Source organism: Acaryochloris marina MBIC11017 (assembly GCF_000018105.1).
GTDB classification, from domain to species: domain Bacteria; phylum Cyanobacteriota; class Cyanobacteriia; order Thermosynechococcales; family Thermosynechococcaceae; genus Acaryochloris; species Acaryochloris marina.
This window is the reverse complement of sequence record NC_009925.1, coordinates 1647961-1663830: the sequence shown is the minus strand read 5'-3', so window position 1 is coordinate 1663830 and position 15870 is coordinate 1647961. Positions and strand designations below refer to the sequence as shown.

Sequence of the window (15870 nt, the reverse complement as noted above, 5' to 3'; positions counted from 1 at the left end):
TCCTCGAAGGGTTTACACAATCTTCTCTAGGAGTACCCCTTGTGTGTCCTTTAGTTCAAAAGATCTTAAGCTTTCGACATCATTCCCGATTGCTAAGCCGGGAGAGGTCAATGCCACCCGCCATTCGCTTAATTCCAGCTGTAACCAGTCTCCTAAGGTGACCATGGCCGGCTCACCCCCCATATGGCTGACCATGACGATGTCTTCCGGCTGTTCAATGTCAGGATCATGCTGGGTTCGGTGACCATAGAACAGGGTGTAGGCATCTTCCGTGATCCGGTTGAAGCGATCGCGTTCTGTCAAATTCTCCCCTAGCCAAGGGTGGGTAAATCGATATTGACGAGCTGCTAAATTAAAGGCCACCTGGTCCGGATCTAAGCTATCTCCCCAATGCTTCACATTGGAAAAGTCATAGCCATCTTCCATAAAGGCCCGGGCAAATTGCTTGAGTTTGGGGACGTCCAAATCATTGAGAAAGGCTGGACGATCCGAATATTTCAGGGATTCTAAATTGAGGTTGGCACAGACCCCTGAATCACCGTTGAAACACCGCCGACATAAATCAGCGACGATCTCTAGGTTATAGTCCGACTCCAACATAGTGGTTTGTAGGGCGGCTGCAAACTGGCGGAGCATTTCTAGGTCGGTAAAACCAAGGGCTTTGAGCTGGGGAAACACCTCAGGCGGCTGAAATAATTCTGGGGTCAGCTGCCAGTCTAGGAATCCAATCTCTTCGGACACCACTTTAACGCCATATAGCTCATCTGTATTGCGGAAAAAGCCCCAAGCGCCTCGGAAGTTGGCATTGAGAAATTCCATGGGTAAGCCTGGGCAAAACCCTAACACCCACAGCTTGATGGCGGGGTTATCGTAGGCGGTTTTGGTCACCTCGACCAGGGTGTCGCCCAAGTGCCAGTTAATGGGACCATTGGGGTCAATTTGATTGCCCCGGCGAACCGTGTCATGGTTGGCGCAGCCGGTGATCCAGTGGGAGCCTTGGAACATGACCTCGCAGACTCGCCGCCATTTCTGATCCCAAAAATGCTGGAGTGCTGGGGTGTTGTGGGCAAATACCAGGGGGCCCCACTGGTAGGAATGGGGTTCGAGTTCAACCAACTCTAGATAGCGAGAGGTCTCTTCCCAGCCTTCTTGGGGCCAAGGGCGGCCATCTTCAAAGATGGTAAACATCAGGCGCTCGTTGCCTTCTATTTCTTGGACAATATTGCCCATAGCTCGCAGATAGCCGTCGTCCTGTTCCACTAAGTTGGTGAGGGGATTGAAGAATCGAAAATCCTGTCCCCCATCCACGCGAATGCCATCTGCCCCGGTATTGTTTTTGCGCCGCTGCATTTCTAATAGCACAGCCCGGACTGCAGGGAGCTGGTGGTTTAAGTCCTGGCCGTACATGTTAGGACCTTTTAAGTATTGGCGGCTAATCAGCTTCTCGCATTGATTGTCAGCATGGCCATAAACCAGGTCATAGATCACTTGAATTGGCCCCGTGGAAAAATTATGAAGGGTGGCGATAAAGTCGATGGTTTCGTCGGGGCGTAGCGTTTCTAAGACGGCTGGATTGGTCGCTGCAGAGCCAATAATGGGGACGTCATAGCCCCAATTTTGGGTATTGGGTTTGCGGAGGGTAATTTGGATGGTCTGGGTATGTTCGTCCGTGAGACTGGTGGGTTCAGGGGGACGGGCAAAGAACTCATGGTGGTGGTTGTCTTGGTCCAGGCGATATTCAATGGTGGGCTCTATGGGCAGTAGCTCAATGGCGTCGTAGCCCACATAGTTCTGTTCTATAGGGGTGAGATCTTCTCCCTGAGAGAGTTTGTCCGAGATGCGCTGGTAGATGCGTGTTAGACCTGCTAGGGTCCCTTCAGGAGACGCGGTATGAATATGAAGTTGCAGGATACAGACTGGAGCGGGGAGTCGAGGGGGCGGGTTCTTGAGGTCTGAGGCTAAGAAGCCTTTGCGAGATTTGGTTTGGGCCCCTGTGGTTTTGAAATAGCCCAAATCCGCTCGCTGGCGCTGGAGCCGATCGCTGTCATAGAGTTCGGCGGGGGCAAAGACCCCGTAGGGAAGGGAATAGGCTAAGGGATCGCGAGTGGTTTTGACGTGCCCTTGATTATCGATATAGCGCAGCCAGTAAAAGCTGCCCGCTTGCTCGCGGGTGCCGGCCCGAAGTCCTTTAATGACACCCCAAATATATTCGCCCTGGAGGATGAGGGGGATGCGATCGCGTTGCCAGGTAATTTCTTGTTCGGTCGCCTGGAAGTCAATGGGGTCAAGGGGGGTAAAGACTTCTAAATAGATACTGCGCTCGGACTGAATCACTTCAGCGGCGAGTCCAGGGGTCCAGAAGCCGATTTCCGTGAGGCCATCTTCTCGGTAATGAGCCCCTAATCGGGTGGCGAGAAGTTGACCCGTTTGAAAATAAGTAGCGTCCGACTGATCAATATTGGCGGCCCAGTCTAGTAAGACTTGCGTTTCCTGGTCATCCAGAACGGGCTCGGGGAAAGCAGAATCAACCACAATTTTTGCGACGTGAATGACATTTTTGCTGTTGTCCAGCCTAACAGAAAGCAGCCAGAATTTAGCGGTTCTTAATTTGCAGAGTGGGGCATGTTGGCATAGGGTAATCTTGGGGTCATCTTTGATTGCAAAGGATTTTGGGACAGTATGGGGTAAACCTCAACTCGTCCATGCCAACAGCATTAAATCAGATATAGCGATGCTGTGGCTGCTCGAACTTTTATATCCCCATTGCTCTGGATGACCGTGACAAATAGGAGGCCATCTAATGAAATCTTCCCTGGTGATTCTTTACCACCGTGAACCCTATGATGAGGTGATTGAAAACGGTAAAGTTCACTACCGGCCCAAGAAAAGTCCTAACGGTATCTTGCCGACCTTAAAAAGCTTTTTTGCTAGTGTGAATCAGGGGACTTGGATTGCCTGGAAACAGGTGACGGCCAAGCAGCGCAGTAACTTTGAAACCCTGGTCACGGTGGAAGGTGAGGGCAATTACAATGTCTGTCGGATTCCCCTGAGTGCTGATCAAGTCAAGCACTTCTACCACATCACATCTAAAGAAGCCTTTTGGCCGATTCTCCACTCTTTCCCCTACCACTTCACCTATGAGTCTTCGGATTGGGAAAACTTTCACACTATTAATCGCCTGTTTGCGGAGGCCGCCTGTGAACAAGCGGCAGATGACGCCTTAATTTGGATTCATGACTATAACTTGTGGATGGCCCCTCATTACATCCGCCAGCTCAAGCCTAATGCCAAGATTGCCTTTTTCCACCATACGCCCTTCCCTTCGGTGGATGTTTTCAATATCTTGCCCTGGCGAGAAGAAATTGTAGATAGCCTGCTGTGTTGCGATATCGTCGGTTTCCATATTCCCCGCTACTCGGAAAACTTTGTCAATGTGGCCCGCAGTCTGCGGCCCGTGGAGATTGTAGAGCAAGGCCCCATCCCGGAGCATATTACCCCGGTGGGGACGGCTTTGGCTGAACCTAATATGACCACCTACCTGCGCTATAAAGGCCAGTTAGTGAATATCGATGCCTTCCCGGTGGGTACGAATCCCAAACATATCTTGAGCACCCTCAGTCAACCCACGGCCCAGAAACGGCTGGCCGAAATTAAAGCAGACCTGGGCGATCGCAAGTTAATTATCGCAGCGGGCCGGGTGGACTATGTCAAGGGCAATCGCGAGAAGCTGCAAGCTTTTGGTCGCTTGCTGGAGCGTCGCCCCGATCTCCACGGCAAAATTAACTTTGTGATGACCTGTGTGACCCCAGCTACGGGGATGCGGGTGTACAAAAAAGCCCAAAGCGAAATTGAACAGCAGGTGGGTAAGATTAATGGCCGCTTTGCCCAGCTTGGCTGGACGCCGATTTTACTCTATACTCAGCCCCTGTCTTTGGAGGAGCTGCTCAGCTACTATCGAGTCGCGGATATTTGCTGGACCACGCCTCTGAGAGACGGCCTCAACTTGGTGGCGAAGGAATATATTATTGCCAAGGATAAGCAGCCTGGTGTCTTGATTCTGTCAGAATTTGTAGGCGCGGCGGTGGAATTGCCAGAAGCCATTCTCACCAATCCCTATTCGATTGATCGGATGGATGAGTCCATTGATAAAGCCTTGGCCATGTCTGAGGAAGAGAGCCAAGCGGCTATGACCAAAATGTTTGAGACGGTCACGAAGTACGACGTTGATTATTGGGCGAATCATCTGCTGCAGAAGTTCAAGGCGATTCAGTCGGCTCCGTCGAATCAAGCCTCTGTTTCCTAGGCGGCTCAATTTTTTCAATTCGCGATATTGCACCTATTAAAGCGTTTGAATTAATAGGTGTGATGTTGGGCTGCGATCGCCCACTTCCCAGACTGTTGAGTCCAATGCAATGACCCCAGGGAGTTTTGAGCTAGGATCGCAACAGCAAGATGTTCGAACGGTTCAACTAACCTCAAAGGAGGCATTGTGTTCTCAGGGTTAACGCAAACAGCCTCCCGGCAACGCGACATTATTGAAGTGGTCCTCCGGAATGGCTGGGACTATATGCAGCAGCTGTTAACGGGCGGCAAAGCGGATCAGCCTGCTTTGCCGACGCCTGCGGTGCTGCGCAATATTTTGGTGGATTTAGGGCCAGTCTATGTCAAGCTAGGCCAGCTTTTGAGTACGCGACCGGATATTTTGCCTGCCCCCTATATTGACGCTCTGTCTACCCTTCAGAGCAAAGTGCCACCTGTGGCCTGGCCGGAAATCAAGGCGGTGATTCAGCAGCAGATTGCCCAGGAACTGCGGTCTCAGTTCAAAGAAATTGACCCGACTCCCGTGGCCTCAGGATCCATTGCCCAAGTTCATCGAGCGATCCTGGCAAACGGACAGCAAGTGGCGATTAAGGTGCAGCGACCAGGGATTGATGTCATCGTCAATCAAGATATTGCACTGATCAATACCCTCGCGGATTTGGCATCCCGAACGGATATTGGTAAAGATTACGACCTTAAGTCCTTGGCGGCAGAGTTTGCCAATGCCCTTTTAGATGAACTGGATTTTACTGTTGAAGCCAGCCATACGGAGCAGCTTCGCCAAAATCTCTCCACCAGCCGCTGGTTTGATCCGCAGCAGCTCGTGGTCCCCAAAATCAATCTGGCCTTGACCACCCAGAAAGTGCTGGTGATGCAGTGGCTAGACGGAGAGCCCTTGTTGTCGGCAAACCTGCCTTTTTCTCAACAGGAGCCCAGAATTGATAGTGCCCGTCGGCAAGTGACAACGCTGTTATTTCGGGCCTTTTTGCAGCAAATCTATGTGGATGGCTTCTTCCATGCCGACCCTCATCCCGGCAATTTGTACTATCTAAACGATGGCCGAGCCGCGATCTTAGACTGCGGTATGGTCGGACGCCTAGATCCCAATACCCAGCAGATTTTGACGGAGATGCTGTTAGCCATTGTGGATCTGGATGCCCAACGCTGTAGCCGTTTGACCTTACAGCTAGCGAAAACTCGACGGGCAGAGAACCTGGCCCAGCTCGAAAGTGATTTTGAAGCCCTGCTGCGCAAGTACTATAATCGCAATCTGGCGGAAATTAATCTGGGAGAAGTGCTGTACGAAGTACTGCAAGTGGCCCGTACCAATAAGCTGAAGCTACCGGGAAATGTGGGGCTATACGTCAAGGCGTTAGCCAATTTAGAAGGAGCGGCTCGGACCTTTGACCCCAAGTTTAATGTGCTGGATGAAATTAAGCCGTTGATGAGCGATTTATTTCGACGCCAGTTTGTCGGGGAAGATCCCTTGCCGACGCTGCTAAGGACGGCATTAGATGTGAAGAATTTGTCCTTGAGATCGCCCCGGCAATTAGAGCAACTTCTAGACCAAGTGACGTCGGAATCCTTGCAGTGGAACTTAAATCTGTTGGGTCTGAATGGCTTACGGATTACCGTCGATAACGCGGCCAATCGCCTGTCGTTCAGTATTTTGGTGGGGTCGCTGATTATGGGGGCAGCGATGATTTCGGCAGAGAAACAGACGGCCTTGTATTGGTTGAGCAATACCCTGTTTGCCGTGGCAAGCTTTTTGGGACTGTGGTTAGCGGTTAGTATCTTGCGATCGGGGAATCTCCGCTGAGTTGAATTTTTAGGTGTAACTTCGGAAAGGCTTTACTGTTCAACTACTCGACATCATCCCCTAGTTTGGTCAGGTCCTTGGTCTGGACGATTTTTCTTTGATTGAGATCCAGAAGACTCGCCATTTTCGTTCCATTTTTGACATACACCACCAGTAAGCGATTGCCAGTTAAAGGCTGTAAGTTGAAAAGCTGACTGATATCCGTCAAGACTTCAACATATTGCTTACCAAACGCATCTGAAATTGCGATAGTCCGGTGATCTCTGCTGTCTAAATACTTATCTCCATTGGTATCCTGCTTTAGCACCTGATAGACAAAGCGAGCCGTTTTCTTGATCTTCTTTGCTTCTGGATTAGAGGCTGGTTCGTCGAGAGAATATTGTTTGGCTTCAACAATCGTGTATTGATTCGTGTCGAACAGGCTATGAGATTCTAGAGAACCAGAATCAAGAAAGACAAGGTTGGCAATACCGCCCCCCTTGCGTGAATAGAATTCAGAAGAAGATACGCGAGATTTTCCCGCTTTCACTTGTGCGATATTGGCGACTAGATAAGGAGTACCAGGAATGGATTCAAAGGCTTGTAGGACTTTGTCGGGCTTTGGATCGGTTGCTTGAGCTTGATCGTTTGAGAATTCCCTAACGATGGGGATCCGATTACAGGCCCAGAATAGAGGAGTGCTGATCAACACTAATAATACTAACGACCAGTTTTTAGGCATTATAGATGGCTTGATCATGCCGAAAATTTTTATCCTATACCTAGCATTCTGGGTATAATCTCATCTCACTCTAGCTGATGCATTGATAGATATCACACCCAATCTTCAGTTGACGGGTTATAGCCCAATCTTGAAAAATTTCTGCAAGCGTGAGTTAAAAATGAATACCTGCTTGTGCCAACTCCATTAATGTCTTGGTAAGGATCTTCACTGTTCTTTGGCGCTGTTTCCATGACTTGAGGGATGCAGGATAAATGGCTAACCAGTGATTAAACCCTTGATAGGTTGTACTGTTTTCGCAAACTAAGTTTTTCGTTGCCGGTAAATGTTTTTGCTGCAGTATCTCAATGCAGTGCCTGACTTCATAGGATGAGGCAAACTCTAAAGCAAACCCATCGACTGTTACTAGCAGGCAGGGAAATCCTTCTCCAAAGACACAGGGCGGAAAGGCGGGGGCATACTGATCTGCGTCCCTCCATTCTGAAGTCAGAGGCGTTTCATGAACCGCTTTATGCACCCACCAACTGACGGGACTGAATCGTCGCTGTGGGTGATAGATAATTTGCCATTTTTTCATGCCTGATTATGCATCTGAAGCTACATCCTTTTTAAGGACGCTTAAGCTGCAAAAGCCCTCCACCGAATAGACATCTCAAGTTCTTGCCTCTACACATTCGGGGTTACCAGGTGTGTTTTTCCCAGTCTAGCCATTGCTCTTTAATCTCTTCTAGTAACCATCCCCCAACGGTTGTAGAGTCTTCATGGGAGGCATAGACAATCCAGTCTAAACGATTCGATGTCCAGTAGCCCTCATTGCCATTGTACGCAGGGTCAAATAGAGAAATGTCCTGCTCGTATTCAATTCCATAGTCCCGCAGTTCCCAAATGCGGGTAATGCCGCGATTGGACAACCGATCGATCAGGCTGAAAGATTCGCAAAATGCTTCAAATGCATCTGTGTTAAAGGCTGTGATATCTGACAAGTTGCGTGGATGGAGTGGATGCCAATAGGGGCTGATAATTTTCCAACGGTTGCGGAGTCCCTGCCACAGGGTTCTGGGCTCGGCTGGGGACAAGACCCGCTGATAAGGTAAGGGCTGAACAGCGTGAAGTTGGGACTCTGAGAGTTCTTGAATGTAGGTGCAGAAGGCTTCTCGTTCGTTTGTGATTGCATCGTCCACGTTAACGCCAATTGTGGCCTGAGAAATTTGGGGTGGCGGTTGCCCCATATTGGGATGTGACGGCGTTTTCTGAGCATCTCTACCGATTTGCACGATGCGATGGCCGAAGGCCGGTCGGAGACCATCGCGAGTTATATCAATATCATCGAGGTGATCGGGGTCGAGTCGCTCAAGTTCTGTGCAGATGATCGTGAGCACATCGGAGCGGGCATAGCTCTCTAACAACATCTGCTGATAGTTGCCCTGATCACGAGGTATGGTTTGCCGTATTTCAGTTGTGTGTTGATACCAATAGTTTGATTGCGTTTGGCAGTAATGACGAGCCGCAGTATGAAGCGCTAGGTTGGCAAGCATGAGATAAATAAAAGGCTTATTCGTTGGGATGACTATTCTCTGGTGTCAATTCACATTCTTCATCTCAGACAGAGAAGCACGTCATCACTGTTTGATTTTTCTTAGTAAGACTATAAGACTGATCTAGCCCTGGAATTGTTGTAGCGAGTGAGTGTTCCTTCTCTTCCAGTCAGTTGAATGACAGACTCTTATTACCTCCAGCATCACTGGTACGGAATGGATACAAGGTCACAGAGAGTGAGCAATTAGCCTCTGCAATTAAGCGAACGGATTCAGCAGTTAGGGCATAAGGATAGGCCCATGTATCTCCACATTCAAATCCCAGATCGAATTCTCGAAGGTAACAATTATCCCATTGTCGTTTAGCCTGAGCGGATAACTGAGGCAGGACTGCCAGCATGGCCTGAATCGCAAGATTCGCGCCGGAGTCTTCACTCAGGTTACTTTCTATTATGGCGTGCCAGTGCCCATTATCAGCTTGGGTATGATTCAAAATACAGCAGGTTTTCTCGAACTCATGGCATAGCGTTGTTAGGGGTTCATGGGATCGAAGTTCAAGGTCAGTATTCAAATATTGCGTTTTCCGCTGCATGCTTCAGTCCTAGCGCTTTGACCTGCTCAGAATCTAGATACAGATCGCTAATTCTGTGAATGATGCGGTCGGATAGGTTTTCATCTAAAAGCAGTTTCACAGCGATGGAGCAATGGCCTAAAGGGCTTGAATCCATTCTCGAATTTCGTACTCGGTCCAAATGCCGTTTTGCCAATAGGGATCAGATTCCACCAACTTGCGTACAGTATCTTCATCTTCAGCGTCGTAGATACCAAAGACCATTTTGATATCTTTAGTCGGGCCAATCGTAATCAGCGTTCCCGCTTCTTTTTGGGCATTGAGGCCATCTAAGTGAGCTTGGCGATAGGGGGCTCGCTTTTCTAGCACTCCATCGCAGTAGCTACCCCACATGACGTACTTCGGCATTTGCGCTTCCCTAAAACTCTGTGGTGATTATAGCGGTCAGGCTGGCTTTTTCTGAGGCTATTTTGGTTGAACCTTCCCTAATTTCTGTACAATGCCCATCAGAACGTATGGGGGCATTGAATGGCACTTAGTGAGTTTCAGGTTTGCGATCGCGATCTTAGCGACGCCTTTCTCCAGGACTATCTCCAGGCAGATCGGATTGCGGTGGATACCGAAACTATGGGATTGAAGCCCCATCGTGATCGCCTCTGTCTGGTACAGATTTGCAATCCTGAAGGCCAAGTCACCGTGGTGCGAATTGCCCAGGGACAAATGGATGCGCCCAACCTCAAGCAACTGATGGAGTCGGACACAGTCTTAAAGGTCTTTCACTTTGCCCGCTTTGATATCGCCACGCTGCTGCATCACCTTGATATTGAAACCATGCCGATCTTCTGCACCAAAATAGCCAGTAAATTGGTGCGAACCTACAGCCCTCGTCATGGTCTGAAGGAGCTAGTCAGAGAGTTGGTGGGTGAAGAACTCGACAAGTCAGCCCAAAGTTCTGACTGGGGAAATGCAGAAAACCTCTCGGAAGAGCAGTTGAACTATGCCTCGAATGATGTCCGCTATTTGCTATCGGCCCAGGCTACCCTTGTGAAGATGTTAGAGCGGGAAGAGCGTCTAGAACTAGCCATGGCTTGCTTCCAGTGCCTACCCACCATCGTCACCCTTGACCTGATGCATTTTGACAATATTTTTGAGCATTAAGCCCTTGTGTATCTCCAGCAGCTCCACCTGATCCAATTTCGCAACTATGTCGCCCAGCAGGTGGAGTTCTCTGCTCCCAAAACGATTTTGGTGGGGCCGAATGCCCAGGGAAAGTCCAACCTCTTAGAAGCGGTGGAGCTGCTTTCAACCTTAAAATCTCATCGAGTCAGCCGCGATCGCGACTTGGTTAAAGACGGCGAATCCCTCAGCCAGGTAACGGCGACCCTCCAACGGGAAAGTGGCCCTCTCGATTTGAGTTTGACCTTGCGGGCTAATGGCCGTCGCACGGTTTCCGTGAACAGTGAAACGATTCGTCGCCAGCTCGATTTCCTTGGACACCTCAATATTGTCCAGTTTTCCAGTCTCGACATGGATTTGGTGCGGGGTGGCCCCGGAGAGCGACGGAATTGGCTAGATGCAGTGCTGGTGCAGTTGGAACCTGTCTATGCCCATTTGCTGCAGCAATATCAGCAGGTCCTTAAGCAGCGTAATGCTTATCTGAAGCACCATCGTGCTGATGATGCTCCTCAGCTTGACCCCCAGCAACTTGTTTTGTGGAATCAGCAGCTGGCAGCGAGTGGTTCACGGGTGATTCAGAGGCGTCAGCGGATGTTGATGCGGTTAGTCCCCCTAGCAGGCCACTGGCACCAAACCATTAGTGGCCATCAAGAACAGCTAGAAATTCTCTACACTCCTAACGTTAGCTATGACCCCCAATTTCCTGAGCAGCTCTATCCGCAGTTCCTTAGCCAACTGGAGGAAAAGTCGATGCTGGAGCAATTGCAAGGTCTATCCCTGGTTGGTCCCCATCGAGATGAAGTGACGTTACTTATTAATGGCACTCCAGCCCGTCAGTATGGGTCGCAAGGCCAGCAGCGCACATTAGTTTTGGCTCTGAAGTTAGCGGAGCTGAAGCTGATTGAGGAAGTGGTGGGTGAAGCCCCCCTACTGCTCCTAGATGATGTGCTAGCGGAGCTGGATCTGAATCGGCAAAACCAGCTTTTAGATGCGATTCAGACTCGCTTTCAAACCCTGATTACGACAACCCATCTAGGTGCTTTTGATGCTAAATGGCTAGACTCTGCGCAAATCTTGACGGTAAAAGCAGGGCAGGTCCAGTTTTCAACCTAACGCTATTCTGTAACTAGCACTGTTAGAACTTTGCGATATGGTTCAAGTTCCCTCTAAATCCCTGACTCTGGGAGAATTTCTGAGATTACCGGAGACCAAACCGGCTAGTGAGTATATTGAAGGGCAGATCCTGCAAAAGCCAATGCCTCAAGGAAAACATAGCCGTATCCAAGGTGAGCTATTAGCTGCGATTAATGCGGTGGTTAAGCCAGAACGAGTTGCTTGTGCTTTCCCTGAGTTACGCTGCACTTTTGGAGATCGATCAACGGTTCCTGATATTGCGGTGTTTACATGGAATCGAATCCCTTGCGATGACAGTGGAGAAGTGGCGAATGCTTTCCCGCTTGCACCTGATTGGACGATCGAAATTTTATCGCCTGACCAAAGCCATACTCGTGTAACGAAGAATATTATGCATTGCCTTCAGCATGGAACATTGATGGGCTGGTTGATTGACCCTGATGAAAAAACGGTATTTGTGTATCGTCCTAAGCAAGAAATAGAAATTTACGATGCAGCGAGTGAAGTATTGCTAGGGCCTGATTTTGCAAGTGGTCTGCAATTATCAGTTGAGAACTTGTTCGCTTGGCTGAAGATCTAGGAATCTGCTTTACTAATGTGCTGATATCTTCAAATTTCCATGAGATCGCGTTTGGTGAAGAGGGCGATCGCTGTAATGTGGGGTAGCGAAGATGTCATTGATTCAATAAACCAAAACGAATAGGGGCGTAGGAATCTATGGATAGCGTTCTCCTCAGGGAAGCAGCTCTGAAGCTTTCACCATTCGAGAGATCGCAGCTAATTGATACGCTGTGGCAGAGCCTTTATCCAGCTCATTACAGGCATGGCTGAAAGATCGAACGATCGCTTAAATTCCTACCAGCGTGGTGAAATTGAGGCTGTGGATGGTGAATGTGTCCTTTCAGAACTGAAAGGAAAGTTATCTCGTTGAAGAAATATCGTTTTCTTACTCCAGCTTCTTGAAGTTGAAGCTGCCGCCAACTTCTATGAGGTTAACCGTTCTGAGCTAGGGCGAGAGTTTTGTGAAGCAGTAGATGCGACTGTCCAGCGAGTCGTTCAGAATCCAAGAGCTTAGAAAGTACTCGATAGGCAGATACGCCGTTGTTCCTGAGAAGATTTCCCTATGGTATCGTCTACATCATTAGACCTCTTCCATAATCCAGTTACCGATATGGTAGAGGACTAAAAATTCAAGTCAGATCGCGACAGAAATTAAGTGAGTAACAGCATCATGAAACGAATTGTGCAAGAGTTCTATTATCGACATAATCACATTAAGCAAGCAACATTTATCGGGGGGTTTTTGGCAAAGCGGTTGAATTAGGCGAAACGACACCAAAAGAGACTAGGGAAGTGAAAATAATCTATGTAGCCGATTTATCCGCCCCACCTCTCCCTGGGGGCAACCCACAAATGACAGCTTATTTACTTTGGTATCATGTGGCACTCAGCTTTGTTAGTGAGGTCACAACAACTCATCAGCAAGAGGCTAGTATTAAGAGGTAAAGTCTAAATCTTTAGCCCATGTGGTTACAACCTGCCCATACTTCTCCATCTAATACATCATCATGTAAGCTTCCTGCACTGATTTCGCCGCGTGGTGAACATACCCAAGAAGAAATAGTCAATAAGTTACAGCAATCTGGCGCAGAAAATTTAAAAATCCCTGCTTCAGGATTTATTTCGGCCGAAATAAATCCTGAAGCTGTGAAGGCATTAGAAGATCTCGCGATAGTCGAGATCAAGCAAGCTCATCAAATGTATCAAGCTCCCCAAAAAGATGTTAAATAAATTCTCTTGGGGAGATTATGTTGGGATTAAACTCTGCTTACTGCTGCGGCAATGTCCAACTTTCCATAACCGTAGGCAGGCGTCCAAGCTGTATCTTGCGTATGTGCATCTTTTTTAGCAGACTCTTTCAAAATCTCTTTCACTTGTTCCGGCGTTAGACTAGGATTTTTTTGCAGCATCAATGCAATTGCTCCAGTCACAACTGGAGCTGACATGCTTGTGCCTTCAATCGTCAGCAAACTATTGGTCTCATCAGCTCGGACACTAACATCTGATAAGTCTGAGTTCTCAGCCAGTGCCGCAGTAATATATTGGCCCGGAGCAGAAATTTCAGGTTTCAATCGTCCATCGCGAGTGGGACCCAGACTACTAAAACTACTAGAGCGACCCATCACTGCCATAAGATCTTGTTGCGGACCATCATCACTATCCCAACTATTCTTGGAAACATGGCTAGCAACAGCGATACAACCACGGGCAGTTGCGGCGATACCAATAGTCCCTTGAGCCTGTACTAAAGGATGAGATCGGAATCGTGCAAAGCCTGAATTATGAAACCAGGCATCAAATCTGCCTGTAGTTGCCGACACACAACGAATACGAAAACGCCAATTCTGCAAGCTACCAGGAGGAATACTAAAGTTACTAAAGCTAATAGAGATCTGAATTTGTGTTAGATCGCTGATGGTGTAAGCTGTTCGGCTAATCTCTATACTCAGATTTCCAGCGCTATAGCTATCCGTATTACCCAGAGTCGGGGTTGGAAGTGCCTGACCAGATGGTGTGATTAAATCTAGTTCGTAGTCATCATTATCCGGATACCAGAAAGTCGTAGCCACAAAGGGAGGAACGCCGGCGGAATTGCGAGGCAAAATATCAAAGACAACTTCTTCCAATTGGTTGGGGACAAACATGCCATTCAGATGAATCGAGTCATTCCGCTCATTCCCGGCGGACACAACCAAGATTTTTCCAGGACCGACCAAGGTATCGTACAAACGTTCTTCATTACTCGTTCCATCATGTGCGCCGAAATGATACCCAAGGCTGAGATTGACGACACATGGATTGCCATCTGCTTGATCGTAAATCCAAGATACGGCTAAATCCACATTGGTAAAATCTGTTTTAACCAGCAAGAATTTAGCATCAGGCGCGATTCCCTCATATTGGTCTAACTTACTCCCTCCAGCGATAGATGCAACATGAGTACCATGGCCATCCTTATCTTCGCCAGGTCTAGAGCCACCGGCCCCCCATTGCGTTTGCAACTGGCTTGTATTGTATTCTTGATTACCATTGGTCTGATCCAATAAGGCCACGACTCGGAGATTACCACTAACGTCTCGGAACATAGGATGAGACAGATCGAATCCCGAATCTACGATTCCCACCAAAACATCTTTTCCTGTCTGGGGAATAGATCGACTTCCTCCCGCTGTTAACAGCTCAATATCCGTAGAGGCTCTATCCAAAGTCAGACTATGAGTCTTTTTGGTTTCGATGCGCTCTACATTCGCATGACTAAGTAATCCTTGGAGGTGGGAGACACTTAATTTACCTGAGTAGAATTCATCCCCAATAGGAACAAGCTGTTCTTCTGGCGCTAATGTTGGGTAACTAGCATCAAAGGCTGTTTTATCACTAACCTTAATACTGACCGCCACAATATCCTGAGGTAATGTTGGTGTTTCAGCATCACTCAAAAAGCCAGTCGATCTGGCCGCTGGTGTAGGTCTTTGATGTTGACGCTGACTATCTAAAATTGAAGATAAAGAGACAGAAGCTTTATTAGTAATCGAAAAACTGCGCTTGTTCATAGTTTAAATAGGACCTTAGATGAGACTTTCTGAAAATAAATAGTGAACTCTCAGATGGTTTACCAGTCACTTCAATACTTTGATTTAAAAAATTGCGGTATGTCCTGACACATTCAAATTTTGGGAACATAGTTCAAGAACCTCATTAAACAAATAGATAAGAGGTTGTTTCTAAAGTAAAGGTAAAGACATCCTGGAATCTTTACTGAGTAATTGAACTATCTATTTTCATCGTTAAGCATGCTTAGGGTTGTCATTCATGCCCCAAAACCTTTGCCTGAAGGTGTTTAGTTTAGTTTAGGATTTACTTTAGAAATGCCCCCCAAAAACAGAACAACATTAACAATCAGACTGAGAGACTGTATGAAAAGTTAACTAGAACTCTTGCTCAGTCAGAGTATGAGAGGCTTCTCACTCTTTGGCTGCAATTCATGTCAGGCAAGGCTTGCAGGATGATTGGACGTAGCTCCTATACTGCTCATAGTCAAGTGTTTACTTTTGCTGACAACATCGTATATCTCTATGACTAATCTGCTTCTGCAGCAACTAGCCATTTTGGTTCCCCAATAACTAAATTACAGATAACTCAAGAGCAATCGCGACCTAACGCTACAAGCTTTCTAGCCATCACTAGAAGAGTAATATGGGGAGTACAAAAGATAGAGTCGTCTAACGGAACGCAATCAGAGGTGTAAGCAATAATTGCAAAAACTCAAACTCTAGGCTGCAATGAACATCTCGCTGTATTGCTTGGTTAGACTGGAACCATGAAGTATAGAAACTGAAAGCCATAAATACATCCCAAAAATAGCCAAAAGCACTCTCAAAGTATAGCCATATAGCAATCTGATTCCGTTTGTGAGAACAGAGTGCAACAGAATCCTTGTCTGGCTTGATCCTCCCTCTCACGATTCACGTAGGATTGCTATAGCAACTCCAAACGCCAGTGAAACGCCTGAAGAGGTAACTGAATTAAAGTCTAA

At 47.8% G+C, this 15870-nt stretch carries 14 protein-coding genes and 1 pseudogene; 6 read left to right on the top strand and 9 right to left on the bottom strand.

Going from position 1 to position 15870, the window contains the following annotated elements; all coding sequences use genetic code 11:
- Nucleotides 1-12: 12 nt before the first annotated feature.
- Entirely contained in the window at nucleotides 13-2532 is a 2520-nt protein-coding gene (gene gghA / locus AM1_RS07520; RefSeq protein WP_012162225.1) for a glucosylglycerol hydrolase, read from the bottom strand.
- Between the two features lie 268 nt (nucleotides 2533-2800).
- On the opposite strand from gghA, the gene ggpS reads away from it, so the two are divergent.
- Entirely contained in the window at nucleotides 2801-4303 is a 1503-nt protein-coding gene (ggpS, locus tag AM1_RS07515; protein ID WP_012162223.1) for a glucosylglycerol-phosphate synthase, read from the top strand.
- A gap of 50 nt (nucleotides 4304-4353) precedes the next feature.
- On the opposite strand, the gene AM1_RS43930 is transcribed toward ggpS, so the two are convergent.
- The gene (locus tag AM1_RS43930; RefSeq protein ID WP_012162222.1) at nucleotides 4354-4488 is read right to left on the bottom strand and encodes a hypothetical protein; all 135 of its coding nucleotides are present in this window, start codon (nucleotides 4486-4488) and stop codon (nucleotides 4354-4356) included.
- Between the two features lies 1 nt (nucleotide 4489).
- Between AM1_RS43930 and AM1_RS07510 the strand changes: the two genes are divergently transcribed.
- The gene (locus AM1_RS07510) at nucleotides 4490-6139 is read left to right on the top strand and encodes an ABC1 kinase family protein (RefSeq protein ID WP_012162221.1); all 1650 of its coding nucleotides are present in this window, start codon (nucleotides 4490-4492) and stop codon (nucleotides 6137-6139) included.
- Nucleotides 6140-6182: 43 nt separating this feature from the next.
- Here AM1_RS07510 and AM1_RS07505 read toward each other — a convergent pair whose 3' ends face one another.
- The 6 genes and pseudogenes from AM1_RS07505 to AM1_RS07485 all read right to left on the bottom strand — a co-directional run bounded on the left by AM1_RS07505 (nucleotide 6183) and on the right by AM1_RS07485 (nucleotide 9374).
- Nucleotides 6183-6830, bottom strand: a complete 648-nt coding sequence (locus AM1_RS07505; protein WP_238549269.1) for a hypothetical protein — start codon at nucleotides 6828-6830, stop codon at nucleotides 6183-6185.
- Nucleotides 6831-7014: 184 nt separating this feature from the next.
- Nucleotides 7015-7437 carry a hypothetical protein gene (locus tag AM1_RS07500; protein WP_012162219.1) on the bottom strand — a complete coding sequence of 141 codons (423 nt, stop codon included), beginning with the start codon at nucleotides 7435-7437 and terminating at the stop codon, nucleotides 7015-7017.
- Nucleotides 7438-7540: 103 nt separating this feature from the next.
- On the bottom strand, nucleotides 7541-8395 hold the full coding sequence (locus tag AM1_RS07495; RefSeq protein WP_012162218.1) for a hypothetical protein: 855 nt from the start codon (nucleotides 8393-8395) through the stop codon (nucleotides 7541-7543).
- Nucleotides 8396-8564: 169 nt separating this feature from the next.
- Nucleotides 8565-8987: a hypothetical protein gene (locus AM1_RS07490; protein ID WP_012162217.1), complete on the bottom strand. Its 423-nt coding sequence runs from the start codon at nucleotides 8985-8987 to the stop codon at nucleotides 8565-8567.
- Nucleotides 8959-9087 (bottom strand): annotated as a pseudogene (locus tag AM1_RS42065) (DUF5615 family PIN-like protein); the annotation flags it as partial. The gene AM1_RS07490 and the pseudogene AM1_RS42065, both read right to left, overlap by 29 nt.
- A gap of 17 nt (nucleotides 9088-9104) precedes the next feature.
- Nucleotides 9105-9374 (bottom strand): YciI family protein, encoded by a 270-nt coding sequence (locus tag AM1_RS07485; RefSeq protein WP_010482184.1) that lies wholly within the window; start codon nucleotides 9372-9374, stop codon nucleotides 9105-9107.
- A 120-nt stretch (nucleotides 9375-9494) separates the two neighbouring features.
- Between AM1_RS07485 and AM1_RS07480 the strand changes: the two genes are divergently transcribed.
- The 4 genes from AM1_RS07480 (at nucleotide 9495) to AM1_RS07465 (ending at nucleotide 13067) form a co-directional block, all read left to right on the top strand.
- On the top strand, nucleotides 9495-10124 hold the full coding sequence (locus tag AM1_RS07480; protein WP_012162214.1) for a ribonuclease D: 630 nt from the start codon (nucleotides 9495-9497) through the stop codon (nucleotides 10122-10124).
- 6 nt (nucleotides 10125-10130) lie between these two features.
- On the top strand, nucleotides 10131-11255 hold the full coding sequence (recF, locus tag AM1_RS07475; RefSeq protein WP_012162213.1) for a DNA replication/repair protein RecF: 1125 nt from the start codon (nucleotides 10131-10133) through the stop codon (nucleotides 11253-11255).
- Between the two features lie 37 nt (nucleotides 11256-11292).
- Nucleotides 11293-11856: a Uma2 family endonuclease gene (locus AM1_RS07470; protein WP_012162212.1), complete on the top strand. Its 564-nt coding sequence runs from the start codon at nucleotides 11293-11295 to the stop codon at nucleotides 11854-11856.
- Between the two features lie 944 nt (nucleotides 11857-12800).
- On the top strand, nucleotides 12801-13067 hold the full coding sequence (locus AM1_RS07465) for a hypothetical protein (protein ID WP_012162209.1): 267 nt from the start codon (nucleotides 12801-12803) through the stop codon (nucleotides 13065-13067).
- Between the two features lie 26 nt (nucleotides 13068-13093).
- Here the strand turns inward: AM1_RS07465 and AM1_RS07460 are convergent, their stop codons facing one another.
- A complete protein-coding gene (locus tag AM1_RS07460; protein WP_041659340.1) occupies nucleotides 13094-14887 on the bottom strand; it encodes a S8 family peptidase in 1794 nt (597 codons plus the stop codon).
- Nucleotides 14888-15870 lie beyond the last annotated feature (983 nt).